The organism is Desulfovibrio sp. X2 (assembly GCF_000422205.1).
Taxonomy (GTDB): Bacteria; Desulfobacterota; Desulfovibrionia; order Desulfovibrionales; family Desulfovibrionaceae; genus Alkalidesulfovibrio.
In genome coordinates this window covers 34,968-59,663 of record NZ_ATHV01000044.1, presented here as the reverse complement: position 1 = coordinate 59,663, position 24,696 = coordinate 34,968, and the positions used below count along the sequence as shown (strand labels likewise).

The 24,696-nt window shown below is 69.6% G+C and carries 26 protein-coding genes; 13 read left to right on the top strand and 13 right to left on the bottom strand.

Translation table 11 applies throughout. From position 1 onward, the window contains the following. Positions 1 to 18: 18 nt before the first annotated feature. Both DSX2_RS12560 and DSX2_RS17710 read left to right on the top strand, forming a co-directional pair. Positions 19 to 825, top strand: a complete 807-nt coding sequence (locus DSX2_RS12560) for a TIGR04283 family arsenosugar biosynthesis glycosyltransferase (protein WP_020881197.1) — start codon at positions 19 to 21, stop codon at positions 823 to 825. After that, on the top strand, positions 822 to 1,724 hold the full coding sequence (locus DSX2_RS17710; RefSeq protein ID WP_020881196.1) for a DUF2064 domain-containing protein: 903 nt from the start codon (positions 822 to 824) through the stop codon (positions 1,722 to 1,724). The genes DSX2_RS12560 and DSX2_RS17710 overlap by 4 nt, the downstream gene beginning before the upstream one ends. Here the strand turns inward: DSX2_RS17710 and DSX2_RS12550 are convergent. From DSX2_RS12550 to DSX2_RS12525, 7 genes are all read right to left on the bottom strand, one after another. Next, on the bottom strand, positions 1,714 to 2,592 hold the full coding sequence (locus DSX2_RS12550) for a tetratricopeptide repeat protein (RefSeq protein WP_020881195.1): 879 nt from the start codon (positions 2,590 to 2,592) through the stop codon (positions 1,714 to 1,716). The genes DSX2_RS17710 and DSX2_RS12550 overlap by 11 nt on opposite strands. Before the next feature lie 129 nt (positions 2,593 to 2,721). Beyond that, on the bottom strand, positions 2,722 to 3,060 hold the full coding sequence (locus tag DSX2_RS12545; protein ID WP_020881194.1) for an AzlD family protein: 339 nt from the start codon (positions 3,058 to 3,060) through the stop codon (positions 2,722 to 2,724). Next, entirely contained in the window at positions 3,057 to 3,821 is a 765-nt protein-coding gene (locus tag DSX2_RS12540) for an AzlC family ABC transporter permease (RefSeq protein WP_020881193.1), read from the bottom strand. Before DSX2_RS12540 ends, DSX2_RS12545 begins: the two co-directional genes overlap by 4 nt. 91 nt (positions 3,822 to 3,912) lie before the next feature. Further along, positions 3,913 to 4,776 carry an AraC family transcriptional regulator gene (locus tag DSX2_RS12535; RefSeq protein ID WP_020881192.1) on the bottom strand — a complete coding sequence of 288 codons (864 nt, stop codon included), beginning with the start codon at positions 4,774 to 4,776 and terminating at the stop codon, positions 3,913 to 3,915. Next, a complete protein-coding gene (locus tag DSX2_RS12530; RefSeq protein WP_020881191.1) occupies positions 4,773 to 5,546 on the bottom strand; it encodes an MBL fold metallo-hydrolase in 774 nt (257 codons plus the stop codon). Before DSX2_RS12530 ends, DSX2_RS12535 begins: the two co-directional genes overlap by 4 nt. Before the next feature lie 662 nt (positions 5,547 to 6,208). Further along, on the bottom strand, positions 6,209 to 6,397 hold the full coding sequence (locus tag DSX2_RS18380; protein ID WP_152512942.1) for a hypothetical protein: 189 nt from the start codon (positions 6,395 to 6,397) through the stop codon (positions 6,209 to 6,211). Beyond that, the gene (locus tag DSX2_RS12525) at positions 6,369 to 7,004 is read right to left on the bottom strand and encodes a hypothetical protein (RefSeq protein ID WP_020881190.1); all 636 of its coding nucleotides are present in this window, start codon (positions 7,002 to 7,004) and stop codon (positions 6,369 to 6,371) included. Before DSX2_RS12525 ends, DSX2_RS18380 begins: the two co-directional genes overlap by 29 nt. Before the next feature lie 127 nt (positions 7,005 to 7,131). Here DSX2_RS12525 and rnd point away from each other — a divergent pair, with 127 nt between their 5' ends. Continuing rightward, complete coding sequence (rnd, locus tag DSX2_RS12520; RefSeq protein ID WP_201764416.1) at positions 7,132 to 8,343, top strand: ribonuclease D; 1,212 nt, start codon at positions 7,132 to 7,134, stop codon at positions 8,341 to 8,343. A gap of 118 nt (positions 8,344 to 8,461) precedes the next feature. Here rnd and DSX2_RS12515 read toward each other — a convergent pair whose 3' ends face one another. Both DSX2_RS12515 and DSX2_RS12510 read right to left on the bottom strand, forming a co-directional pair. Continuing rightward, the gene (locus tag DSX2_RS12515; RefSeq protein WP_020881188.1) at positions 8,462 to 9,439 is read right to left on the bottom strand and encodes a radical SAM domain protein; all 978 of its coding nucleotides are present in this window, start codon (positions 9,437 to 9,439) and stop codon (positions 8,462 to 8,464) included. A gap of 15 nt (positions 9,440 to 9,454) precedes the next feature. Further along, positions 9,455 to 10,117, bottom strand: coding sequence for a CatA-like O-acetyltransferase (locus DSX2_RS12510; protein WP_020881187.1), 663 nt, complete (start codon positions 10,115 to 10,117; stop codon positions 9,455 to 9,457). Between the two features lie 115 nt (positions 10,118 to 10,232). Between DSX2_RS12510 and DSX2_RS12505 the strand changes: the two genes are divergently transcribed. Then, positions 10,233 to 10,526 carry a type II toxin-antitoxin system HicB family antitoxin gene (locus tag DSX2_RS12505; RefSeq protein ID WP_020881186.1) on the top strand — a complete coding sequence of 98 codons (294 nt, stop codon included), beginning with the start codon at positions 10,233 to 10,235 and terminating at the stop codon, positions 10,524 to 10,526. Then, positions 10,523 to 10,747, top strand: coding sequence for a type II toxin-antitoxin system HicA family toxin (locus tag DSX2_RS12500; protein WP_020881185.1), 225 nt, complete (start codon positions 10,523 to 10,525; stop codon positions 10,745 to 10,747). Before DSX2_RS12505 ends, DSX2_RS12500 begins: the two co-directional genes overlap by 4 nt. 458 nt (positions 10,748 to 11,205) lie before the next feature. On the opposite strand, the gene rlmD is transcribed toward DSX2_RS12500, so the two are convergent. Both rlmD and DSX2_RS12490 read right to left on the bottom strand, forming a co-directional pair. After that, entirely contained in the window at positions 11,206 to 12,582 is a 1,377-nt protein-coding gene (rlmD, locus tag DSX2_RS12495) for a 23S rRNA (uracil(1939)-C(5))-methyltransferase RlmD (protein WP_020881184.1), read from the bottom strand. Positions 12,583 to 12,587: 5 nt separating this feature from the next. Further along, positions 12,588 to 13,748 carry a DegT/DnrJ/EryC1/StrS aminotransferase family protein gene (locus DSX2_RS12490; RefSeq protein WP_020881183.1) on the bottom strand — a complete coding sequence of 387 codons (1,161 nt, stop codon included), beginning with the start codon at positions 13,746 to 13,748 and terminating at the stop codon, positions 12,588 to 12,590. 242 nt (positions 13,749 to 13,990) lie between these two features. On the opposite strand from DSX2_RS12490, the gene DSX2_RS12485 reads away from it, so the two are divergent. Both DSX2_RS12485 and DSX2_RS12480 read left to right on the top strand, forming a co-directional pair. Then, positions 13,991 to 14,908, top strand: coding sequence for an NAD(P)-dependent oxidoreductase (locus DSX2_RS12485; RefSeq protein ID WP_020881182.1), 918 nt, complete (start codon positions 13,991 to 13,993; stop codon positions 14,906 to 14,908). A 118-nt stretch (positions 14,909 to 15,026) separates the two neighbouring features. Next, positions 15,027 to 16,316, top strand: coding sequence for an HD-GYP domain-containing protein (locus DSX2_RS12480; RefSeq protein WP_020881181.1), 1,290 nt, complete (start codon positions 15,027 to 15,029; stop codon positions 16,314 to 16,316). A gap of 54 nt (positions 16,317 to 16,370) precedes the next feature. Here the strand turns inward: DSX2_RS12480 and DSX2_RS12475 are convergent, their stop codons facing one another. Continuing rightward, positions 16,371 to 17,282, bottom strand: coding sequence for a DMT family transporter (locus DSX2_RS12475; protein WP_020881180.1), 912 nt, complete (start codon positions 17,280 to 17,282; stop codon positions 16,371 to 16,373). A 225-nt stretch (positions 17,283 to 17,507) separates the two neighbouring features. Continuing rightward, positions 17,508 to 18,221, bottom strand: coding sequence for a superoxide dismutase (locus tag DSX2_RS12470; RefSeq protein ID WP_020881179.1), 714 nt, complete (start codon positions 18,219 to 18,221; stop codon positions 17,508 to 17,510). A gap of 212 nt (positions 18,222 to 18,433) precedes the next feature. Between DSX2_RS12470 and DSX2_RS12465 the strand changes: the two genes are divergently transcribed. The 6 genes from DSX2_RS12465 (at position 18,434) to DSX2_RS12440 (ending at position 24,666) form a co-directional block, all read left to right on the top strand. Beyond that, on the top strand, positions 18,434 to 18,685 hold the full coding sequence (locus tag DSX2_RS12465) for a hypothetical protein (RefSeq protein ID WP_020881178.1): 252 nt from the start codon (positions 18,434 to 18,436) through the stop codon (positions 18,683 to 18,685). Between the two features lie 190 nt (positions 18,686 to 18,875). Next, the gene (locus tag DSX2_RS12460) at positions 18,876 to 20,375 is read left to right on the top strand and encodes an alkaline phosphatase (protein ID WP_020881177.1); all 1,500 of its coding nucleotides are present in this window, start codon (positions 18,876 to 18,878) and stop codon (positions 20,373 to 20,375) included. Positions 20,376 to 20,460: 85 nt separating this feature from the next. Continuing rightward, a complete protein-coding gene (locus DSX2_RS12455) occupies positions 20,461 to 21,594 on the top strand; it encodes a YibE/F family protein (RefSeq protein WP_020881176.1) in 1,134 nt (377 codons plus the stop codon). A 235-nt stretch (positions 21,595 to 21,829) separates the two neighbouring features. Continuing rightward, positions 21,830 to 22,063, top strand: a complete 234-nt coding sequence (locus DSX2_RS12450) for a hypothetical protein (protein ID WP_020881175.1) — start codon at positions 21,830 to 21,832, stop codon at positions 22,061 to 22,063. 158 nt (positions 22,064 to 22,221) lie between these two features. Next, positions 22,222 to 23,115, top strand: coding sequence for a radical SAM/SPASM domain-containing protein (locus DSX2_RS12445; protein ID WP_020881174.1), 894 nt, complete (start codon positions 22,222 to 22,224; stop codon positions 23,113 to 23,115). Between the two features lie 21 nt (positions 23,116 to 23,136). After that, positions 23,137 to 24,666 carry a hypothetical protein gene (locus DSX2_RS12440; RefSeq protein ID WP_020881173.1) on the top strand — a complete coding sequence of 510 codons (1,530 nt, stop codon included), beginning with the start codon at positions 23,137 to 23,139 and terminating at the stop codon, positions 24,664 to 24,666. Positions 24,667 to 24,696 lie beyond the last annotated feature (30 nt).

The window sequence follows — 24,696 nt, the reverse complement described above, 5'->3', positions numbered from 1 at the left end:
TCTCTCCTTGAGGTCCGAATGAATGACGTCCCCGGAATATGCCACGCCCCTGGCCGCTCGGAAAGTCCAAAGCCGCGCTTCAGCGTGGTCGTGCCCGCGCTCTTCGAGGCCGCGTCCATCTGCCGCACGCTGGACGCGGTGCGTGCGGCGGCGCTGCGGGCCGGGGTGCGGGTCGAGGTGGTCGTGGCGGACGGCGATCCCGAAGGCTCGACCCTGGCGGCGCTCGCACAGTGCGGAGCGGACGGCGAGGCCCGGGGCGACGGGGGCTTCACGCTGCGCGGCCTGGGCGCGCCGCGCGGCCGGGCGCTGCAGATGAACGCGGGCGCGTCCGCCGCCTGCGGCGAGATCCTGGTATTTCTGCACGCGGACACGCTTCTGCCCGAAGAGGCGTTCTCGGCCGTCGAGGAGGCCTTGGCGCGCGGCGCGCGGGCCGGGGCCTTCGCCCTGGACATCGACTCGAAACGGCCGTCACTGCGCCTAGTGGCGGCCGTGGCCACGCTCAGGGGCAGGCTTTTCGGCCTGCCCTACGGCGACCAGGCCTGTTTCCTGCGGCGCGAGGATTTCGCGCGCCTCGGCGGCTTCGCCGAGCTGCCCCTGATGGAGGACGTGGAGTTCGCGCGGCGCCTTTCGCGCGCGGGCATGCGGCCGCGCATCCTGCCCTGCGCGGTCCTCACCTCGGCCCGCCGCTGGGAACGGCAGGGCGCGCTCTGGTGCACCCTGCGCAACTGGCTCCTGGTGGCGCTCTATTCACTCGGCGTGCCGCCCGCGCGGCTGGCCCGCTTCTACGGAGCCATGGGCGGAAACACGGGAGAGAAACGATCATGAAGGGAAACAGGCTGATCGTCTTCGTCAAGGAGCCGCGTCCCGGACGCGTCAAGACGCGCCTCATCGCCCGGCTCGGTGCGGAGCGCGCGGCAGAATTCTACCGCGCCATGGCAGGCGACGCGCTGGACGCCGCCTGCGGGGCCGTGACGGCCCTTTGCCGAGGAACGGGGGACAAGGAGTGGGCGGGCCTGGCCCTGGCCTATGACCCGCCCGGCGCGGAGGCGGCGATACGGGCCTGGCTCGGAAGGCAGCTCTCCGACTGGCTCGGGCCGAGCGGCCGCGCGGGTTCCGGACCGGACGGCGCGCCCGGCCACGACTACTGGCTGCAGCCCGGCGGCGACCTCGGGCGCCGCATGGCCGCGACCTTCGTCCGGGCCTTCTCGTCCGCGGGACGGGGCAAGGACCGCGGCCCGCTCCTGGCGGCGACGAATCCGAAGGTTGAGCGCGCCGTGCTCATGGGCAGCGACCTGCCGCTCGTCGCGTCCCGGGACATCGTGCGGGCCTTCGAGCTGCTCGCGCCGGGCCCGGACGGCCACGACGCCGTGCTCGGGCCGTGTCCGGACGGAGGCTTCTGGTGCGTGGGGTTCAGGGCCGCGGCCTTCAGGCTCGACGTCTTCGACGGCGTCCCCTGGAGCACGGCCGACACGGCGGGTGCGGCCCTGGCCCGGCTGAAAGCCCTGGGAATGCGCACCGCGCTCGCGCCCGAGACCCTGGACGTGGACACGGTCGAGGACGTGGCGAAGCTTCGCCGCGCCCTTTTCGAGTCTCCGGAGCAGCCGGACGGTCGGACGGGAGAACAGACGGAAGGACGTGCGCTCGAGACCCGCGCTCCGCGCACGGCCCGCATGCTCGCGGGGATGCCGGACGACTCCGGGTCCTTGGCGGCGCCTAGAGATTGAAGGTGTAGGTCTTCTTGTCCTTGATCTTGCCGTCGGCGTCGCGGCCGAAGATGCGCGGCCTGACCTCGTCCAGGATCGCCTCGGCCTCGCTGGCGTAGGGCGAGAGGTCCAGGGCCGCGTTGGCCATGTCGAAGGCCTCGTCCCACTGCTTCAGCGCGCAGTGCAGCCGGGCCATGATGGTGTAGGTGCGCTCGCTCGGACCGAAGTTGCGCAGCGCCGTCTTGGTCATTTCCAGCGCGCGCTCGGTCTCGCCCAGGTTCTCGAGCGCCGTGAGCAGGTGGTTGTAGGGTCGCGGGTCCTTGGGATCGCCCTTGATGGCCTCTTCCAAATATTCCACGGCCTCCTGGAACATGCCGCAGCGCACGAGGCGGCCGCCGATGTCCTGCAGGATGCCCGGCTCGCCCGCGAAGCGGTCGGCCGTCTTGCGGAAGGCCAGGCGGGCCTGGTCCATCTGCCCTTCCTTGGCCAGCTGCTGCGCGCAGAGGATGGCCTTGTCGATGGCCTGCTTGTAGGCGTAGACCTTCTCGTACTCGGCCTTCTCGATGGCCAGCCTGATCTTGTCGCGCAGGGACGAGAGGCGGGCCAGGAGCTGCTTCTCCTGCCCCTTGCCCAGCGCGATGCCCTTGGGCAGGAGCCCCTGCATCTGCGGCATGGCCGCGAGGGTACGCAGCACCTCGTCGATGAGGATGGTGATCTCGAACTTCTCGCGCCCCATGATCACGGGCGTGGCCACGAGCAGCGAGAGTGCGTCGCACAAGGCCTCAAGCGTCCTCGGCACGTCCATGCGGCCGACGTAGGCCTTGGCCCGCGCCACATGCTCCCGGATGGTCTTCACGCCCTTCTTCAGGCTCTGCAGATCCTCGGCCATATCGTCAAACTCCGCGCCCCGGGCGCATGCTCCCCCTGGTCTTTCGCGCCTTGTACGCGAAGGCGGCGAAGCTTGGCAAGTCGGCGGGAACCCTTGGGAAATCAGGCACTCAGGGCGGACAGTCCGGATTCAGCGGAAGAAACGGCGCAGGACGAAGACCGCGGCCACGCCCACGAACATGGCCAGGGGGAGGTTGCGCCACCTGGCGGCCACGCCCACGGTGACCAGGGAGGCGGCGGCCTCGGCCGGTCCCTGGGCCAGGACCGCGGGCGCGACGATCGCCGTGAGGATGGAGCCGGGCAGGGCCTTGAGGAAGGCCTCGCCGCGCGGGCCGAGGCGCATGCGGCTGGAGAGCAGCAGGCCGGCGGCGCGCGTGATGTAGGTGGCCACGGCCATGCCCGCGATGGCCAGCCAGGTGCGGGCGTCCGGGGAGAGGGCGTCGGAGCCGAGGAGATCGAGGAGGCTCATGCCGCGCCTCCCATGCCGCTCTCGGCCGCGCCCCCGGCAGTCTCCCCGGCTGTCGCTCCGGACGCCTCGGCGTCCCTGGGCGGCACGCGGCTGCCCGCGAGGGCTCCGGCCAGGCCGCCGGCCAGGATGTACCACTTGCCCGGCACCAGGGCCCAGACGACGAGCGCGACCGCGGCCGCGGCCCCCCAGGGCAGAAGGTCCGCCTTGCCGCGCCAGAATCCGGTGAGCAGGGCCAGGAAGACCGCGGTGAAGGCGAAGTCGAGCCCCAGGGCGGCCGGGTCGGCCAGCCCGCCGGTCAGCACCCTGCCGAGCCCGGTGGCCGCGAACCAGGCCAGCCAGACGCACAAGCCGCCGCCGACCATGTAGGCGCCGTCGCGCTCGCCGCGCGCATAGGCGGACATGGCCAGGGCCCAGTTCTCGTCCGCCATGAGGAAGACCGAGCCGTAGGCCTTGCCCGGGCCGAAGCTCCGGTACCACGGGGCCACGGCCGCGCCCATGAGCACGTGGCGCAGGTTGACCACGAAGGTGGTCAGGACCACGGCGGCCACGCTCATGTGCGGTCCCCAGAGGTCCAGGGCCAGGAGCTGCGAGGCCCCGGCGTAGACGAAGGCGCTCATGGACAGGGACTGCGCGCCGGAGAGCCCGGCCTGGCGCGAGAGCACGCCGAAGACGATGCCGTAGACGAAGACCCCGAGGCCGAGCGGCAGGGCGGCGATGAAGCCCCGGCGCAGGCCGTTCGCGGTGAAGGAGGGCGTATCCATGCGCCCCTTCTAGCCACGGCCCGGAAGGACGGCTTGTACGAAATTGCCGTGCGGAAGACGGCGTCGCCCTGTGCGCGTCGCCCTGCGCGCGTCACCCTGCGTAGACGCCGGGGGTGATGCCGTAGATGCGCTTGAAGTGGCGGGTGAGGTGGCTCTGGTCCGTGAAGCCCGCGGCCGCGGCGGCCTGGGCCGGGGGCAGCCCCTGGCGCATGAGCCGGGCGGCCGCCGCGCAGCGCCGCTGCACCAGCAGCGCGTGGGGCGTCAGGCCGTAGCGGCGGCGGAAGCTGCGCAGGAAGTGCCAGGGCGAGAGCCCGGCCTCGCGCGCCAGAACCTCCAGGGCCGGGCCGCCTTCCGCCCCGTCCCCCGCGTTCTCGGCGCTTCCCGCCTCGCGGATCAGGGCGAAGGCGCGGGCCAGCCCGGGCGCGCCGGGCTCGGGCCTGGGCGCGGGCAGGCTCGCGTGCCGGGTGAAGATCTCGCTGAAGGTCTCGCAGAACAGGGAGGCGCGCGCGAGGTCCAGGGGCAGCGCGGCCAGGGCCCCGTGCAGCCGGGCCAGGCGCAGGGCCAGCTCCCGGTCCTGGGCCAGGGGCGCGGCGAAGCGCGGCGTCTCCTCCGGCGCGCGGCCGAGCAGGCGCGCCACGAGCTCCGGCGCGGGGTAGAACATGCGGTAGACCCAGCCGTCCGGCGTGGCCGCCTCGCCCGTGTGCACGTCGTCCGGGTTGATGGTCGCCACGGCGCCCGGGGTCAGCACGTGCTCGCTGCCCTGGTGCGAGAAGCCCTCGGCCCCGGCCAGGCAGACGCCCACGGCGTAGGTCTCGTGCACGTGGGGCACGAAGCGGTGGGTGACGTAGGTCGCGGCCAGGAGGTCGAGCCCGGGCAGGGCCGGGTCGCGCCAGCAGTGGGCGAGCTCCTGCGCGCCCCGCGCGGCGTCCCGTGCGTCACGTCGCTCGGCGCTCACGGCAGGGCCTCCAGGCTGTCGCCCGGCTCGGGCAGCAGGGCGGGGATGGAACTCTCGCGCGTGAAGGCGGCAAGGGCGGCGCGGATGGCCGCGGCCTTCGCGTGGCGCTCCTCGCGCCGCACGTGCACGCAGGCCAGGGCCCCCACCCCGGCCTCGCGGGCCAGGGCGCAGGCCGCGGCCACCGAGGCGTGGCCCTCCATCTCGCCCTCGAAGCAGAAGGCCTCGTGCACCGCCACCGAGGCGCGTTCCGCAAGGGCCAGGCTCTCGGGCGTGGGGCGGCCGTCGCCGCTGTAGAAGCAGCTCGCGCCGTCCGGAGCCGATACGCGCACGGCGAGCGCCGGGGCGGGATGGCCCGCCGGGGCGAAGGAGAGGCCGAAGGGGCCGACGCGGACGTCCTCGCCCGGCCGCGCCTCGACTGGCTCGAGCGCGAAGGGGAGCCCGGCTGGCAGGGAGGAGTAGGCCAGGGGCAGGAGCGCGGCGAGCCTGTCCGCGATGCCGGGCAGGCCGACCACCGGGAGCGGCTCGGCGCGCCCGGCCAGGCGCATGCGCAGAAGCAGCGCGGGCAGGCCGAACCAGTGGTCGCCGTGGAAATGCGAGATGAAGACCCCGGCGAGGCTCAGGCAGGCGTCCGGCGCCGGCGCCAGGAGGGAATGGGCCGCGGTGAAGCCGCAGTCCAGGAGCAGCCCGCGCTCCCCGCTCCGGCAGAAGATGGAGGTGTTCGGCAGCCGCTCGTCCACGGCCTCGCCCACGCCCGCGAAGAGGACGCGCATGGCTAGCCTCCCCGCGCGCGGCGCGGCGAAACGGTTCCCGCACGGCGGGCGACTAAAGGGGGTGTCGAAGGGCGGGCGGATGCGGACATGGCTTTGCTGCCGAGGTTGGGCGCCGCGGCGCCGAGAGTCGAGGATAGCGGCGCGGGGGGCGAAAGAAAAGAGAAAAGGCCCCAGGACGGGGCCTTGAGAGATGAGAAGGCGGGATTAAGAGGATGGAGGTGTTTGGGTCTGCCGGACTTGCGAGGAATAAAGCAGGGAGCGTGCCAGAGGTCGGACACGCCACGTTATTTCCTCGCAACATGTCTGCATGACTTGTCATTTTATTATCTTCAGGCCACGCCGCATTCCGGTCGCACGCGCCCGGCGCCTCCCTTTCCAGACCATTTTGCACAAAATTGTATACCATTGAACAGGCGCTCACCCCGCACATGCCGGGCAGAGGCATAGGTAATTATCCAGAATAAATCTGTTTTACCAAAAAGTGTGAAGTTTACAAAAAAGGAAGGTCTTGGCCGCTGCTTTGCGCAAATGCAGCAAAGCGAAGAGCGGCCGGATGCCCGGCCCGCGGCCGAAAAACGCAGACGGCCCGGGCCGCAGGCATTCCTGGGGACCGGGCCGTGACAGGGCCGGAACGGGACCGCCGGGGCGGCCCGCGGCGTGGACTAGTCGTTCTGGAACGTGGTGGAGATGATGCGCAGCGTGACGATGACGCTGACCAGGCCGAAGAGGAACCAGAAGAAGTCCATGACCGCCTCCTGCGTTTTGCGTTGTGAAAAAGTTCCCGCTCTATAGCCCGCAGCCGCCCGTCTGGCAAGCGCGCCCCTAGCGGGGCTCCAGGCGCACGTCCGCAAGCCCCCAGGACTCCACGCGCCTCGCCGTGGGATGGCCCACGAAGCGCAGCCTGAGCTTGCCGTCCGCGAAGGAGCCGGGCTCGATGTCCAGGCTCACCGGGACGACCCAGTAGCCGAGTTCGCGCTGCGACAGAGGGGTGCGCACCAGCCCCGCGTTGCCGATGGGCTTGGACTCGTTCGTGCCCTCGATGCGGCAGGGGAACTCGGTCATGTGCAGGAGCGTCCTGTCCGCGCCGTCAAGCACGTCGAAGGTGTCGGCCTTGTCCGAGCCCGCGCTGTCCCAGCTGCCGATCAGGTAGAGGTCGAAGCGCAGGCGGTACTTGCCGGGCGTGAGGTTCTCGAGCGTCAGGGTCGCGGCGCTCGGCACGCTGTCGTTCCTGTAGTTGAAGGGGCCGAGGATGGTCGTCTTGCCCACCTTAAGGGTCTCGCTGACCGACCACTCCCCGCCCACCCCGGAGGCGAAATCGCCCCCGGACCAGGCCGTCTGCCCCATGGCCGGTCCGGCGGCCCGGGCCGTGCCGGGCAGGGCGGCTGCGCTGAACACGAGCGCCGCGCCGAGCAGCGCCATGATGGAAAAAGTCAAGAAATATGCCTTGCTAACGCGCATCCGTGCCTCCTTTTGAGCCGTCGTCCGGCCTCGGCCCCTCTCCCATTCGAGCAGACTAGAGCCTCGTCCGGGCGCCGTCAAGACGCCACGCTGGCGGTCCGGGCGTCTTTGGTATATAGCCACGCCCGTGAACACTCTCGATCTATGCCGCGTCTTCGGCAAGGCCATGCTCCGCTTCTGCCCCCTGGTCGCCGCGCCGGTCGCCGTCTCTGAAGACGACATGAAGCCTCGCTACGTGGCCGACGACGCCACGCTGCGCAAGGCCTGCGCCAGCTTCAAGCGCTCCGGGGCCATCGGCGTGGACACCGAATTCGTGCGCGTGCGCACCTATTTCCCCATGCTCGGCCTGATCCAGGTCTCGGACAAGCGCCGCACCTGGCTCATCGACCCCCTGGCCCTCTCGGACCTCTCGCCCTTCGCCGCCGTGCTCACCGACCGCTCCGTGCTCAAGGTCATGCACTCCTGCTCCGAAGACCTGGAGGTCCTCTCCTACCTCACCGGAGACCCGCCGGGGCCGATCTTCGACACCCAGATCGCGGCCTCGTTCCTGGGCCACGGCTTCCAGTCCGGCTACCAGCAGCTCTCCAAGGAGCTCTTCGGCGCCGAGATGGGCAAGTCCGAGACGCGCTCGGACTGGCTGCGCCGCCCCCTGTCCGAGAACCAGATCCGCTACGCGGCCATGGACGTGGCCTGCCTGCTGCCCATGCAGCGCGAGCTCTCCAAGCAGCTGCGCAAGCTCGGCCGCCTCTCCTGGGCCGAGGAGGAGTTCACGCGCATGCGCCGCGACTCCACGCGCGACTACGAGCCCGAGGAATACTACCTGCGCTTCGGCGGGCTGTGGCAGTACGACCGCCGCGAGCTGGGCCTGATGCGCGACCTCTTCGCCTGGCGCGAGCGCCGGGCCATGACCCGCGACCTGCCGCGCTCGTTCATCACCCAGGACGCAACCCTGCGCGCCCTGGTCAAGCACAAGCCCCTGACCATGCGCGACCTCTCGGACATGGAAGGGATCAAGCCCTCCTTCGTGCGCCGCTACGGCCGCACGCTCACGCGCATCGTGCGCGAGGCCATGAAGGCCCCGGAGGAGACCCTGCCCGAGACGCCGCAAAGGCCGCCCAACCCGCGCAAGGTCGGGCGCATGGTGGAGAAGCTCCGCCCCATCGTGGCCGAGACGGCGGAGAGCCTGGGCCTGCCGCCCGAACTCGTGGCCCGCAAGCGCAGCATCATCGACCTGACCGAGAACGTCCTGCGCGGCCAGGAAAATCCCCTGCCCGACGAGCTCTCCGGCTGGCGCAAAGGGGCCATCGGCGACAAGCTGCTGCAGGCCTTGAAGAAATAGCATTCTGCACCATACGCCGGAAACGGCGGGCAACGCGAAGGGGCGGGCGCAACCACACGGTGCGCCCGCCCCTTCGCGTTGGCGCGGCCGAAACAGCCGCGCACCACATGGACCCGCCCTACTCCTTTTCGCCCTCCTCGCGCAGCAGCCGCCGCATGAGCGCGAAGGCCGGCCGCTCGTGCCCCTCGTCCAGACGCAGGCCGAGCCCCCTGGCCGCCCGTCTGGCAGCGGCGACCTCGGCGGGCGCGGGCGTGCGGCAGAGCTCCTTGTAGGCGTGCGCCTGGCCGCAGGGCCGGTACTGGTCCATGACGTTCACGTACGTGTCGGGCGATATCTCCCGGGAGAGAAACTCGAGCCAGGCCGCGCTCCCGGCGAGGTCGCCGGGCATCACCAGATGGCGCACCAGCAGCCCGGACACGGCAAGCCCCGCATCGTCCAGCGCCAGGTCCCCCACCTGGCGGTGCATCTCGCGGATCGCGGCCCGCGCCGCGTCCGGATAGTCCGGCGCGCGGCAGAAGCGCGTCGCAGGGGCCTTGTCCCAGAACTTAGCGTCCGGCATGTACACGTCCACCACGCCGTCCAGGAGCCTGAGCGTGGAAAGCTCCTCGTAGCCGCTCGTGTTCCAGACCAGGGGCAGGTCGAGCCCCATGGCGCAGGCCGCGACCAGCGCCTCCAGCACCTGCGCGGCCACGTGCGTGGGCGTGACCAGGTTCAGATTCACCGCGCCGCGCGCCTGCAGCTCGCAGAACATGCGCGCCAGCTCCTCGGCCCCGGCCTCGGGAAATGCGCCGTCCCCCTGCGAAATCTCCCAGTTCTGGCAGAACGCGCAGTCCAGGCTGCACTGCGCGAAGAACACCGTGCCAGAGCCGCCCTCGCCCACGAGCACGGCCTCCTCTCCGAAATGAAGGTCGTAGGAGGCCACCTGCGCGTACCGGCCGGTGCGGCACCAGCCGAGCCTTCCGGCCCCATCTCCCCCAGTCCGGTCCACCCCGCAGCGCCGGGGGCAGAGATCACAGGCGGAAAGCCGCCTGAGCGCCGCCTCGGCCCGGCGCGCCAGCTCGCCCGAGGCGAAGAGCTCGACGTACCGCCCGGCCATGCGCTCCCCCGCCCCTTACGCCAGCATTGCGCCGAGCGCGTCCTGCGGCGAGTCCAGCACCGACTGGAAGGCGTCCAGCAGGCGCGCCAGGTGCCGCCCGTCCACCAGCGCGTGGTGGCCCATGACCGCGACCGGCAGCTTGAGCGCCCCGTTCTCGGGCGTGAGCCGCCCCCACGCCACGCGCGGCACCGTGTCGTCGGGCCCGAGCACCGGGAAGGTGAGGCTCGTGAAGCGCGTCCAGGGCAGGCTCGACAGGAACACCATGTCGTCGCGGTCGTCCGCGATGTTCGTGAGCCCGTCCGCCTGCTCCGCCTCGCGCAGCCGCGGCGCGTTCAGCGCCACGAACTCGGGCAGCGCCGCGGCGTGCGCCAGGATGCAGAAGTTGAACCGCCCGCCCGAGAGCGGCACGGTCACCGAGGGGTCGAGGCGCTCGTGCTCCACCACGTCCTCGCCCTGCCCGGTCTTCCGGATGCGCACCCGCAGCTCCGGCACCGAGTTGGCCGCCGTGCAGGCCGCCCAGGCGAGGCCCATGAAGAGCGGCAGGCCCGCGGCCTTGAGCCGCGCCTTGAAGTCGCGCGCGTCGAGCTCCGCGCAGATCGTGAACTGCGGCACGGCGTGCCGCCTGAAGAACTCGTAGTGCGAGCGCCTGGGCCAGGTGGAAAGGTCTATGGTCTTCATCTTCCCATGCTACCCGAGTCCCGGTGGCGCGACAAGACCGCCGCCCGGCGAGCCGATTCCGCGCGCCGCCCGGCGCAGGAATAATTGACCTCCCCCCGCCCCCTTGGCTACGACCATGGGCATGCGCACCTTCCGCGTGATCATCGAGCAGGACGAGGACGGCCTCTTCATCGGCAGCGTGCCCGAGCTGCCCGGCTGCCACGCCCAGGGGACGACCCGCGAGGAGCTCCTCGCCAACGTGCGCGAGGCCGCCGCGCTGTGCCTCGAGGTCCACGGCCGGGAGATCTCCTGCGCCCCGGACGGCGTCTGCGTCTGCCCCGACTGCCCCGATTCCCCGGATTCGCCGGATTCCCCGGATCCCATGGACCCCGCGGCCCCCTCCCTTGCAAAGCCGGACGGTCCCCCATGAGCCACATCCGCGCCGTGACCTCGGCCGAACTCCTGCGCGCCCTCGAGCGCCTGGGCTTCGAGCCCCTGCGCCAGAAAGGCTCCCACGTCTTCCTGCGCAACGCGCACGGCCGCGGCGCCGTGGTCCCCACCCACTCCGGACAGCAGATCGGACGCGGCCTGCTGCGCAAGATCCTCGACGAGACCGGCGTCACCTACGCCGAGCTCGACGCCTGCCTGTAGGCAAAGAAAAATGCCTCCGGCGGGCAGGGAGGGCTCCTCGCCCTCCCTGCACCCTCCCCGCAAGGGGTGACCCCTTGACCCGCTCCGCACGCCGCACGCCCGGACCACGAACACGGGCCGCCCGGGCGTGAAGGGATGTCGGGGCGGGACTGTCGCGCGCCGTGGGGTGGAGGAGGAAGAACCGGAGCGTTTTTTTCGCCGTCCTCTCCTTTGCCTGCGGCAAGAACAGCGAGCGCCTTTGAAGGCCCCTGGCAAAGGAGAGGAAAGAAAAAAGTTTTAACTGATTCCGATGAGTACGGACGGCGGCAACCGTGCCCGGTCTTGCGGCCTCTCACGCCCAGGCGGCGTCTGCCCGGCCGTCAGCCGTACCGCGCGCGAAGGGGGTCCAGGCTCAGCCTGGCGCGGGGTGGGTCCAGGGCGGGGGCGCGCAGCCCCCGCCCTGGCCGCCGGAGGCATTCCTACCTCCGCACGAGCAGGGCGACGGTCTCGACGTGGTGCGAGTGCGGGAAGAGGTCCACGGGCTGCACGGCCTGCACGCGGTAGGCCAGGGAGAGGCGCGAGAGGTCGCGGGCCAGGGTGGCGGGGTCGCAGGAGACGGCCACGATGCGATCCGGGGCGAGGTCGATGAGCCGGGTGGTGACGGCCTGGTCCAGGCCCGCGCGGGGCGGGTCGGTGACGACCACGTCGGGCCGGGGCAGGCCGGGGGCGAGCAGGGTCTTGGCCAGGTCGCCGGGGATGAAGCGGCAGTTGCGGCAGCCCAGGCGCTTGGCGTTCGCGCCCGCGTCGCCCACGGCCTCGCGCGAGACCTCGAAGCCCACGACCTGCTTGGCCGAGGGGGCGAGCGCCAGGGCCATGGCGCCGATGCCGCAGCAGCAGTCGAAGAGGGTCTCGGCGCCGGTGAGGGCGGCGAAGGAGGCGACCTGGGCGAAGAGGCGTTCGGCGGCCAGGGTGTTGGTCTGGAAGAAGGCCTCGGGCGAGAATTCGTAGTCCACGCCGCCGCAGGTCTCGGAAAAGCGGGCCCGGCCCCAGGCCACGGCTGTCTGCTCGCTCTGGGCGACCTGGGAGCGGGCGCGGCGAGTGCCGTGGACCACGGAGACGAGGCCCGGGCAGGCGCTGCCCAGCGCGTCGGCCAGGGCGCGCACGGCCGCGAGGCCCTCTGCGTGGGGCGAGGTGACGACCACGGCCATGACCTCTCCGGCGAGGTTTCGGCGCAGGACGAGGAAGCGCCAGAATCCGGCGTTCTTCGAGGGGTCGAAGGCGGCGAGGCCGTGGCTGCGGGAGAGCTCGCGGGCGGCCTCGCGCGCGGCGGCGAGCCACGCGCCGACCTCGCCGTCCATGAGGCGGCACTCGGCGACGTCGAAGACGGCCTTGCCTTCTCCGCGCGGGTGCAGGCCGAGGTGCAGCTCTTCCCCGCGTCCGGAAAAGGCGAACTCCATCTTGTTGCGGAAGCCCTGCGCGCGCGGCGAGGCCAGGGTGTCGAGGACCGGCGCGTCGGCGAGGTTGCCCACGCGGGCCAGGGCCTCGGCGACGAAGGATTTCTTCGCTGCCAGCTGGGCCTCGTAGGCGAGATCCTGGAAGTCGCAGCCGCCGCAGACGGAAAAGTGGGGGCAGAAGGGCGCGACCTCGTCCGCGGAGGGGGCGAGGACGCGTTCCACGCGGGCCTCGGCGTGGCGGGGCTTCAGCCGCTCGATGACGGCCTCGACCTTCTGGCCGGGCAGGGCGTGGTCCAGGAAGACGGCCATGCCGTCCACCCGGGCCACGCCCCTGCCGCCGTAGGCCAGCCGCTCCACCGCGCAGGCGATGCGCTGTCCGGCGGCCAGGGGCGCGGCGGGCACGGGACTCAGGCCAGGGAGGCGCGCACGGCGTCCGCGATCTGGCGGACGACGGGCTCCTCGATGTAGGGGTGCATGGGCAGGCTGACCACGTCGTGCGAGGCGGCCTCGCACACGGGCAGGTCGCCCGTCTTGTAGCCCAGGTGGTTGAACACGGGCTGCAGGTGCATGGGGATGCGGTAGTAGACCATGGTCGGGATGCCCTGCTCGCGAAGATGCGCGATGACGGCCTCGCGTTTCTCGGTGCGCAGGGTGTACTGGGCCCAGGCCGAGAAATACCCGGCGGGCACGTGCGGGGTCCGGACCACGTCCGAGAGCAGCTCGGTGTAGCGTTCGGCCGCGGCCTGGCGCAGCTCGAGCTCCAGGGGGAAGGCCTCGAGCTTGGGCAGGAGCACCGCGGCCTGCAGCGAATCGAGGCGGCCGTTGATGCCCACGGCCACGTTCTCGTACTTGTTGTCGCCGGTGCCCTGGCCGTGCACGCGCAGCGAGACGAGCCTGGCGTAGAGTTCCTCGTCGTCGGTGAAGACGGCTCCGCCGTCGCCGTAGGCGCCGAGCGGCTTGGCCGGGAAGAAGCTGGTGGCTCCGGCGTGGCCGTAGGAGCAGGCGCGGCGTCCCTCGATGGAGCCGCCGAAGGCCTGGGCGCCGTCCTCGAGCACGAGCAGGCCGTGCTTCTCGGCGACGGCCGCGATGGCCGCGTAGTCGGCGCAAAGGCCGAAGAGGTCCACCGGGATCACGGCGCGCGGGGTGAGCTTCTCGTAGCCCGCGGGCAGCGGATGGATGGAGGGGTCCTTCTTCTCGAGGGCCTCGACGGCGCGCTCGAGCCCGGCCGGGTCCATGTTGAAGGTCTTGGGGTCGATGTCCACGAAGACCGGGGTGGCGCCGAGCAGGGCGATGACCTCGGCCGTGGCGTAGAAGGTGAAGGCCGTGGTCAGCACGGCGTCGCCGGGCTTGATGTCCCAGGCCAGCAGGGGCAGGAGCAGGGCGTCCGTGCCCGAGGAGCAGGAGAGGCAGAAGCGGGTGCCCGCGAAGGCGGCCAGCTTCTCTTCCAGCTCGCGGACCTCGGGTCCCATGATGTACTGCCCGTGGGCCAGCACGGCGTCCATGCGCCGGCGGATGGCGGGCTCCAGTCGCGCGAATTGCGCCTTGAGATCGATGAAGGGAATTGCCATATGTAGTTCTCCTCGCGCCGCTCGTGCGGCGCACGCGGGCCTTGTAGCCCCGGGTGGCAAAAAGCACAAGCCGAGTGATTGCGCGGCTCTCGCGACTCCGGAGGGGCTGCCGCGTTTGCGTTTTCGTCCGCCAGGGGCTAGGTACGCTGCCGCGGGCCCGGGGATTTTTCCGGCCCCGCACGCACGGCGGAATCAATCTCTACCATCGCCGCGCCGCAGCGGCGAGAGGAAGTGAGAAGAAAATGAAGGTCACGGTTTTCGGAGGCTCGGGGTTCCTGGGCTCGCACGTCTGCGACAAGCTCGCCGCGGCCGGCCACGAGGTGACCGTCTTCGACCGCAGCGCCTCGCCCTGGCCCGTGCCCGGGCAGCGCACGATACAGGGCGACATCCTGGACGAGACCGCGGTGCGCGAGGCGGTCTCCGGAGCCGAGGCGGTCTTCAACTTCGCGGGCATCGCGGACATCGGCGAGGCCAACGTGCTGCCCGTGGAGACGGTGAAGGCCAACATCCTGGGCAACACGGTGGTCCTCGAGGCCTGCCGCCTGGAGAACGTGCGCCGCTTCGTCTACGCCTCCACGGTCTACGTCTACAGCGCCTCGGGCGGCTTCTACCGCTGCTCCAAGCAGGCCAGCGAGCTGTTCATCGAGACCTACCACGAGAACTTCGGCCTGGAGTACACCATCCTGCGCTACGGCTCGCTCTACGGACCGCGCGCGGACCTGCGCAACGCCATCTACCGCTTCGTGCGCCAGGCCATGGACGAGGGCGTGATCCGCTACTACGGCTCGCCCGACGCCCTGCGCGAGTACATCCACGTGGAGGACGCGGCCCTGGCCAGCGTGGAGATACTGAAGCCCGAGTTCGCCAACTCGCGCATCGTGCTCACCGGGCACCAGGCCATGCGCGTGGGCGACGTGATGAAGATGATCGCGGAGATCCTGGGAGGCGGCGTGCGTTTCGAGTTCTTCTCGGAGAAGGGCTCGGCGCACTACGAGATCACGCCCTACTCCTTCAATCCGCGCATGGGCCGCAAGTACGCGCCGCCGCTGCACATGGACCTGGGCCAGGGCGTCCTGCGCGTGGTCGAGGAGGTGCACCGCGAGCTGCACCCCGAGCTCGAGAACCACGACGGCGTGCTCCTGGGACGAGGCGAGGACTAGGGAAGGGACCGCTCCCGACGCCGGGCAATGGGTGATATAGGCGGTGTCGATGGCCTTGCCATAGGACGCGGCTCTTCTTATCGTCCTCAGAACGATTCATACGAGGATTTCTATCCGCATGGCGACCTTCAGCATCCCGGAATACCGGGTACACGTGGACCAGCTCCAGCCCGGCGTCTTCATCAAGCTCGACGGCGCGTGGTTCAACCACCCCTTCCTGTTCAACAAGTTCAAGATCAAGTCGCAGGAGCAGATCAACACGCTGCGCGACAGCGGCGTCACCGAGGTCATCTGCGTCCCGGCCAAGTCCGACAAGCTGCCGAGGCCCATGCCCGCGGACGCGCAGCCCAAGGCCGAGGCCGTGGTCAAGAAGAAGCCTGACGCGGCCACGGAGCGCATGTGGCAGGTCAAGAAGGAGCGCATCGAGAAGCTCAAGCAGAAGCGCGAGGAGATCAAGCGCTGCGAGGAGAAGTACGCCAAGTCCATCGCCGCGGTGCCCGGCATGCTCACGGGCGTGATGACCGGCTCGGGCGAGGCCGTGCAGAACGCCCAGGCCCTGGTCTCGGACATGGCCGACGTCTTCCTCTCGGAGAGGGACGCCATCGTCCACCTCATGGACACCAAGGCCACTGACGAAGGGCTCTACTACCACTCGCTGAACGTCTCGGTGCTCTGCCTCATGATCGGCAAGGCGTGCGGCCTGCCCGCCGAGGAGCTGAAGGCCGTCGGCGTGGGGGCCATGTTCCACGACGTCGGCAAGAACCGCATCGAGAAGAAGATCCTGCGCAACCCGCACCCCACCAAGGCCGAGCTGCAGCTCATCCACATGCACCCCAAGTACGGCCTGGAGCTCGCGGCCAAGGCGGGCGGCTTCACCGACCCCTCGCTCGCGGTCATCTTCCAGCACCACGAGCGGCTGGACGGCACGGGCTACCCCTCGCGCCTGTCCGGCACCAAGATCCACGTGGGCGCGCGCATCGCGGCCATCGCGGACATCTACGACAACCTGGTCAACAACCCGGACCAGCAGAAGGCCGTGACCCCGCACCAGGCCATGTCCTTCATGTTCGCCAAGCTGAAGACCAAGCTGGACATGCAGATCTTCGCCAACTTCATCCGCTGCCTGGGCATCTACCCCCCGGGCACCCTGGTGCAGCTCTCGAACGAGGTGCTGGGCATGGTCATCGCGGTGAACCAGAAGAACCCGCTGAAGCCCTCGCTGCTCATCTACGACCCCGAGATCCCCAAGGAGGAGGCCATCATCTTCGACATGGAGGAGGACCCGGACCTGCAGGTGGTCAAGTCCATCCACCCGGGCCAGCTCCCTCCGGAGATCTTCGCCTACCTGAACCCGCGCTCCAAGGTCACCTACTACATGGACCACGCGAACGAGGACTCGGCGAAGTAGCCGCCCCTCCGGCCGCCCTGCCCTTCCGTCTCCGCCTCGCCCACCCTTCGGGGCTCAGGCGCTCTGCACCGCTTCCTCCGCCGCCGTGCCCCTGCCGCGCGCGGGCCGGGCGGCGGCCGCGCCGCGCAGGGTGACCGCGCAGAGCACCACCGCGCCTCCGGCCAGGGCCCACGGTCCGGGCCGCTCGCCGTAGCCCACGGCCACCCACACGGGGTTCAGGATGGGCTCGAGCGTCATCACCAGAATAGCCTCCAGGGCGCAGAGCCTCCTGATGCACCAGGCGTAGAGGAGCAGAGAGACGCCCTGTTGCGCCACGCCCAGGTAGAGGAGGCCGAGCAGGCTCGCCGCGCCCGGCCAGGGCCCGCGCGCGAGGTCCGCGGCGAGGAAGGGCAGCCCGGCCGCGGCCGTGAGCAGGTGGCCGAGGAGGATGGAGCGCAGCGGCGAGGCCTCCTTCTGGCTGCGCAGGCTCAGGGTGAAAGCGGCATAGGAGAGCCCGGTGCCCACGGCCAGGAGGTTGCCCGTGAGGCCGCCGGGCGAGAGCCTGTCCAGGAAGAAGAGGACCATGCCCGCGAGGGTGGCCAGGACGAAGAGCCAGTCGCCGCGCCGCGTGGGCTCGCCGAGCAGGCGCGGGGCGAGGAGCGCCACGTAGACCGGCGCGGTGTAGGCCAGGAGGATGGCGTTGGCCGCGGTGGTCAGCTTGGTGGCCGCCACGTTGCTCACGAGCAGCCCGGCGTAGGCCACGGCGCCGCAAAGCTCGGCGCGCGAGAAGCGAAACCGCGCCCGGCCCTCCCCGTCCCTGCCCCGGGAAAGCCGGAGCGCCAGGACCAGGACAGCCGCGGCCAGGGCGCTTCGCGCGCCGGTGATGGCCATGGGGCCGAGGTCGATGAGCTTGATGCAAAGGCCCCCGGAGCTCCAGAGCAGAGCCGTGAGGGCGAGAAGGGCCACGGCCGCGCCGCGTCGGTTCATGGGCGACTCCGCTCGTTCGCCCGCCGCTGTCCGCGCCCGGGAGAGGACGCGCGGGGCGGGCCGGAAGGGCGCAGTCTATGCGCGGGGAAACGCGGGGGCAAGGGGGCGGCGCGGAAGACGCCGGGGAGGAGTGCCCCGGCGGACAGGGAGGAGGGCGCTTCCCTGCCCGCCGGGGATCCTTGGGGGTGTGAGAACGTTCGTGCCCGGCCGGGCCGGGCGAAAGCGTCAGGCCAGGTTCCTGGCCACGAAATCCCAGTTCACGAGCTTGTCGAAGGCCGCCTTGACGTAGTCGGGGCGCCGGTTCTGGTAGTCCAGGTAGTAGGCGTGCTCCCAGACGTCCAGGGTCAGGATCGGGGTATGGCCCAAGGCCACGGGCGTGTCGGCGTTGGCCGTCTTGACCACGGCGAGGCCGTCCTTGGACTTGGCCAGCCAGGCCCATCCGCTGCCGAACTGGGTCTTGGCCGCCTCCTCGAACCGGTCCACGAAGGTGTCCCAGGAGCCGAAGGCCGCGGCCACGGCGTCCTTGACCTTGGAGGGCGGGGTCTTGCCGCCCGGGGCCAGGCAGTTCCAGTAGAAGGTGTGGTTCAGCGCCTGGGCCGCGTTGTGGTACAGCCCGATCTTGTCGGGATCGCCTGCCACGGCCTGGACCACGCCTTCGAGCTTCATGGAGGCCATGGGCGTGCCCGCGACCATCTTGTTCAGGTTGGCGTAGTAGCCCGCCGTGTGCTTGCCGTAATGGAAGGAGACGGTGCGCGCCGAGATGACCGGCTCCAGGGCTTTCTCCGGATACGGCAGGGGCGGCGCCGGGAAGGGCTCCGCCGTGGCGGCGAAGGCCCGGCTTGCCGGGCCGAGCAGGCCCGTGGTCGCAAACACGGCGACCGAGGCGGCGGCGGCCATGGAGCTCTTGATGAAGCTGCGGCGGTTCATGGTGGGGGACATGATCCTTTCTCCTGTCACAGGGCTCTGGGGATTGTTTCCAGTATAGCACCCTGCCGGGTGCGGGGCACGCTGTCAAGCAGCCTTTCTCCCTTGGCCGCAGGATCACGAATTATACAAAATCTTCCATTATCCCTTGAATAACCTGACCTGTTTGCGTAGATAATGACATAAATGCGCAAAGCGCACATTTCCCAGCAAAGGAGCACGACGTCATGAAGGACATCTGGATCAAGGTCATCGAATACGCCTCGATGCCCCACCTCGGACTCTCCCGCAAGCTCAGGGCAGGCTACTCCATCGAGTTCAACGGCGACGGCAAGGTCATGGACGGCGACGTGGTCTTCGAAATATACGAGACCTATCTGCGCGTGATCTCGGAAGAGAAGGGAGAGGTGGCGAACATCTACTACGACTGGGAGAAGCTCGCCTCGGTCAAGACCACCGGCAGCCCGAAGAAGAAGTAGCCCCGGGCACGCCTTCCGCGCGCCGGCACGAATGCGGACAGGGCGCGGGGCTTCTGCCCCGCGCCCGTTTTCTTCGGCCCGAGCCTCTTCACGCCGTCCCGATATCGCAACCTCCATGTCACGCCCGCGTCACGCGGCGGCGCGACAAAATCGGGTGCCAAAAACACCCCACTTCAGGAGGACGACGGCAATGAAGCTTTCCCCCACCATCCGCGCCTCGGTCCTTGCCCTGGCCGCGGTCCTGGCCGTGGCCATGGCCCTTCCGGCCGGAGCCCAGGCGGCTGCCAAGCCCAAGTATGTCTTTCTCTTCATCGGCGACGGCATGGGTCTGCCCCAGGTCAGCGCCACCCAGTACTACTACGCGGCCAAGCAGGGCAAAGTCGGCGACGACAAGCTGCTGATGACCGCCATGCCCTACCAGGGCATCACCACCACCTATTCCGCCGAGTCGCCCATCACCGACTCCGCCGCCGCGGGCACGGCCATCGCCTGCGGGGTGAAGACCTACAACGCGGGCATCGGCGTGGACGTCCACAAGAAGCCCTACAAGAACATCGCCGAGCTGGCCCACCAGCACGGCATGAAGGTCGGCATCGTCTCCAGCGTGTCCATCGACCACGCCACCCCGGCCTCCTTCTACGCCCACCAGGAGTCGCGCAAAAGCTACTACGAGATCGGCATGGAGCTGGCCAAGAGCGGCTTCGAGTACTTCGGCGGCGGCGGCTTCCTCGACCCCACCGGCAAGAAGTCCAAGAACCCCCACGGCAACGTGCTCGACGCCGTGCGCGCCGCGGGCTACGACGTGGTCACGGACAAGGCATCCTTCGAGAAGCTCTCGGCCAAAAACGGCAAGGTCGTGGCCATCAACCCCCGCCTGCCCGACGACCAGGCCATGCCCTACGGCATCGACACCAGGCCCGGCGAGCTGACCCTGGCCGACTTCACGGCCAAGGGCATCGAGCTGCTGGACAACCCCAAGGGCTTCTTCATGATGGTCGAGGGCGGCAAGATCGACTGGGCCTGCCACGCCAACGACGCCACCACCACCCTGCGCGACGTGAGCGCCTTCAACGACGCCGTGGCCCAGGCCATGTACTTCATGAAGAAGCACCCCCAGGAGACCCTCATCGTGGTCACCGCCGACCATGAGACCGGCGGCCTGACCATCGGCTTCGCGGGCACCAAGTACGACAGCTTCTTCACCGTGCTCGACGGCCAGAAGATCTCCTTCACCGAGTTCACCGACGTGGTGCTCAAGAACTACAAGGACAAGGCCGCGGGCCACTACGACTTCAAGGACGTGGAGCCGCTCATCACCGAGAACTTCGGGCTCAAGTTCGCGGGCGATCCCAAGACCGACCGCACGGTGCTCAAGCCCTTCGAGATCGCCATGCTGCAGGAGGCCTTCGAGCGCTCCATGAAGGGCGAGACCGAGAAGCCCAAGGACGAGCAGACCTACCTGCTCTACGGCAGCTACGATCCCCTGACCATCGCCGTGACCCACATCCTGGACCAGAAGGCGGGCTTCGGCTGGACCACCTACTCCCACACCGGCGTGCCCGTGGCCACCTCGGCCGTCGGCGTGGAGGGCCAGCTCTTCGGCGGCTACTACGACAACACGGACATCTTCAAGAAGCTGGCCCAGGCCATGGGCATCTCCGCCACGCCCGTGACCCTGGCCGCGAACTAGCCACCTCCAGCCATACACCCCATAAACCGCGCGGCGGCGGGCCGATCCCCGCCGCCGCGCCCCATCCGGAGCCCGGAGACCTGCCATGCTCGCCCGCCTGCGCGCCAACCGCGACCTCACGCTCTCGCTCCTCTTCCTGGCCCTGTCCGCGGCCCTGTGGTTCACGCCCACGGGCTTCGAGAACCGCATCGACGCCACGGCCCTCCGCGCCCGGGCCCGGGTGGTGAGCGTGGACAACGACCGGGTGCTGCACTTCGGGATCATCAAGACCGGCTGGCAGACCCTGACCATGAAGCTGCTCGACGGCCCCTTCAAGGGGCAGACGGTGGAGGGCGACAACCTCCTGACCGGCAAGCTCGAGCTGGACAAGATCTTCGTGCCCGGGGACGAGGCCCTGGCCGTGATCACCACCACGCCGGACGGCAGGATCTCGCGCGTGAACCCGCAGGACCACTACCGCCTGGACAAGGAGCTGCTGCTCCTCGCGCTCTTCGCCGGGCTGCTCGTGCTCTACGCCGGGGCCACGGGAGCCAAGGCCCTGCTCTCCTTCGTCTTCACCGGCCTGGCCATCTGGAAGCTGCTCGTGCCCGCCATGCTGCACGACTACGACCCCATCTGGGTCACCCTCGGCCTGGTCACGCTGCTCATCTCGGCGGTCATCTTCCTGGTCGGCGGGCTGTCGCGAAAAGGCCTCGTGGCCTTCTGCGGGGCCATGCTCGGCCTGCTCACCACCTGCGTGCTCTCCCTGGCCCTGGCCCCGGGATTTCATCTGAACGGCGCGGTCAGGCCCTTTGCCGAGACCCTGCTCTACACCGGCTTCGCCCACCTGAACCTGACGCGCATCTTCCTCTCGGGCATCTTCCTGGCCTCGGCCGGAGCGGTCATGGACCTGGCCATGGACGTGGCCGCCTCCCAGAACGAGGTGCTGTGCAAGAAGCCGGACCTGCACTTCCGCGAGGCGCTGCGCTCGGGCTTCGCCGTGGGCCGGGCCGTGACCGGCACCATGACCACCACCCTGCTCCTGGCCTATTCCGGCGGCTACATGACCCTGCTCATGGTCTTCATGGCCCAGGGCACGCCGGTGGCCAACCTCTTCAACCTGACCTACGTGGCCGCGGAGATCTTCAACACCATGGTCGGCTCGCTCGGCCTCGTGGCCACCGCCCCGCTCACCGCGCTCATCGGCGCCTTCGTCTTCACGCGCAGACGCGCCTGCTGACGTGCCTGCCGACGGGCCTGCCGACTCACCCGGCGACGCGCCCGGCAAGCGGGCTTCGGGGCGCCTCGCCCAGGCCTTCGATCCCGCGCGGCGCAGGGTCCGAAGGCCGCGTTACGCCCCGGCCGTCCGCCGGTCACATCCGCCTCTGCGCCGCCACGGAAACGTCGTTTGTCGCGCAGCTTCGAGCAGCATAAAAATGGTCCGAAATATAACGCCCTGCCCGGAGCCCATTGCAATGGAAAAGGAATTTTCCCAGTTCACCGTCCTCGAGCTGGTGGACACCTTCAGCTCGATCTCGCGCTACGGCGGGGTCATGCCCGTGCGGCTGCTCGTCCAGATAGAGGGCATGATCGAGGAGCTGGTGCGGGCCGGAATCCTGCGCAGCGTGCACGTGCGCACGCCCGAGGGCTACCTCATCGAGGGCGTGCAGCTCACGGATCTCGGCCGCCGTCTCCTGGTGACGCGCTAGCCCGGCCGCCGCACGGCCCGGCGCGGCCGTTCCGGCGGCGCTTGTGACTCGAATCCGGCTCTGCTATGTGCATCCCGATTCGCTTCGTACCGCACCTTGACAACCTTCGCCGGGCGTCTTCTCTTTGCGGCACACCATCCGAAGCGTGGAGTCCGCTCATGCTGCCTGTCAAACTCGAGAAATTCGGCTTCGACATCGTGCACGGCTGCCAGCTGCGCTGCGTGGGATGTCCGAATTCCACCCTCGCGCCCAAGATCCGGCACGTGCTGCCCGAGGACTTCGCGGCCTGCCTGGACAACCTGGACGTCGCCGAGGTCAAGCTCATGCGGCTGTTCAATTTCGGCGAGCCGCTGCTGCACCCGGACGTGCCCGGGCTTCTCCGGCTCATTCCCGGCCGCTCCTTCTCGGTGCGTACGGTGGAGATATCGACCAACGCCCAGCACCACGACTTCGCCATGCTGGAGGAGATCTTCCGCACCGGCGTCCTCGGCAAGCTCGTGGTCAGCTGCGACGGCGACGGCACGCCCGCCGAGTACGAGCGGCTGCGCACGCCCGCCAAGTGGGAGAAGCTCGTGGCCTTCCTGGCCAAGGCGGGCGAGCTGCGCAACGCCTACGCCCCGGGCGTGCGGCTGCACACCCGGACCATCTGCGAGACCGACGAGGGCCGCCGCAGGTGGCTCGACACGCTCACCCCGCTCGGCTGGGACGCGGAGTTCCGCGTCTGGCTGACCCTGCCCGGCTCCAAGGACAACCCCTCGGGGCGCGAGGTGCGGGCGCAAAACGGCCTGTGCGAGTACATGCAGCGCCGCACCCTCTACGTGGACAGCGACGGCACCGTGGTCACCTGCTGCGTGCACCCGCAGGCCGGGATCTTCGGCAACCTGCGCCACGAGAAGTACAGCGCCATCTACAAGGGCGCCGAGCGCACGGCCTTCCTGAAGTCGCTCAAGACCGGCCGCGCGGCCATGCCCGTGTGCGGCCGCTGCGAGGAACGCCCCCACAGGAACAAGCTGCAGAAGCTGGCCGACCGCCTGTCCGGCGGCGGCCGCTGAGGCCCCGGAGACCACGCGAGAATGCTTCCCGTCATCGTCACGGAGGGCACGAGCGGCATCCTCGAGCTGCGCGGACTGCGCGGCCGGGAACAGTATTTCCCGGACAACGACCTCGAGGCCGCGCTCGAGCACCTCTTCGCCTTCTACGAGCTGCGCGCCGCGAACGGCAAGAAACTCAGGGACAACTACCGCCACCTGGGCTTCAACTGGCTCTCCTCGCGCGTCAACTTCCTCTTCTGGCGCTGCATGTTCCGCTTCGTGCAGTACGGGCCGCTCCTCGAACGGCTCGCCAGGCGCCGCGAACGGCCCTGGATCACCAACAGGCTGAACTTCGGACGCCTGTGGGACCTCATGCATCCCGGCTTCTCCCCGGCCAAGGGGCGCAGGCAGGCGGCCTTCGCGGCCCGGGTCGAGGAGCACAACCGGGCCGTGTCCGCAGAGCAGAGCGGCGGGGTGCTCTTCTACCGCTACGGCCCCTCGGACTTCCGCACGCGCGAGATGCTCTCGGTCTTCGAGGAGAAGAAGGCCCCCTTCGTCTTCAACTACTCGCCGAGCGCCAAGCTGCTGGACAAGGCGGGCGGGCAGCCGCACCCGGTCTATTTCCTGCACCGCACCATCCCGGGCGAGCCGGTCTTCAAAAATGAATACGACCTTTCGGCCTTTCCGCCGCTGACGCGCGCCTTCTACGCCGCGGCCGTCCGCTCCATCGAGGAGACCATGTCCTCGGGCGTGCGGGAGTTCGAGCGGCACAAGGAGAACCTCGCGCGGCTCAAACCCGACGTCTACTTCGGCATCGACGACGCCAACGAGGTCTACCCCATCCTCTTCGCCTGCAAGGAGCTCGGCATACCGAGCGTGGGCTACCAGCTGGGCATGTACGCCCGCCGCCAGGCCGGATACGTGATCGAGGGCTGGGAGCCGGGCGAGTACCAGTGGTTCGACAACGTCATCGTCTGGGGCCGCTACTGGGAGGAGGTCATCCGCCGCCACAGCCGGGTCTATCCGGAAGGCTTCTTCCTGCAGGGCGCGAACAAGCACAGCTACTCCTACGAGCGGCTCGAGTCGCCCGACTTCTCGCAAAAGAACGTGCTCGTGCCCTACGAGTTCTGGGGCAACACCCGGCTCATCGGCCGCTACATCCAGAAGCTCATGGACCTCGGCTACACGATCTTCTTCAAGTTCAAGCCGGACGAGCGGCCCCTGCGCCAGCTCGACAGCTACTGCCTGCCGCCCGAGTACCGGCAGCGCATCGTGCAGGTCTTCGACATCACGGACGAGCTCATGGCCAGGATCAACATCGTGGCCGGGGCCATGACCACGCTGCTCTTCGACCTGCTGCCCTACGGCAAGGAGACCTGGGTCTTCGAGACGGAGTTCAGGCTCCTCGACGACATGATCGAGGACGGCTTCGCCCGGCGCGTGCGCCTGGAGGAGCTCGACGACATCGTCCCCCCGGAGCGCGCCGACCGGCACATGGACTACGGCCGCCTGTTCAACGACACCCCCCTGGCCGAGGTGCTCGCGCGCCACGTGCTGTCCAGATTCAGCTAGGACTGGAATTCCCCGAGGCGGAGCGGTCAG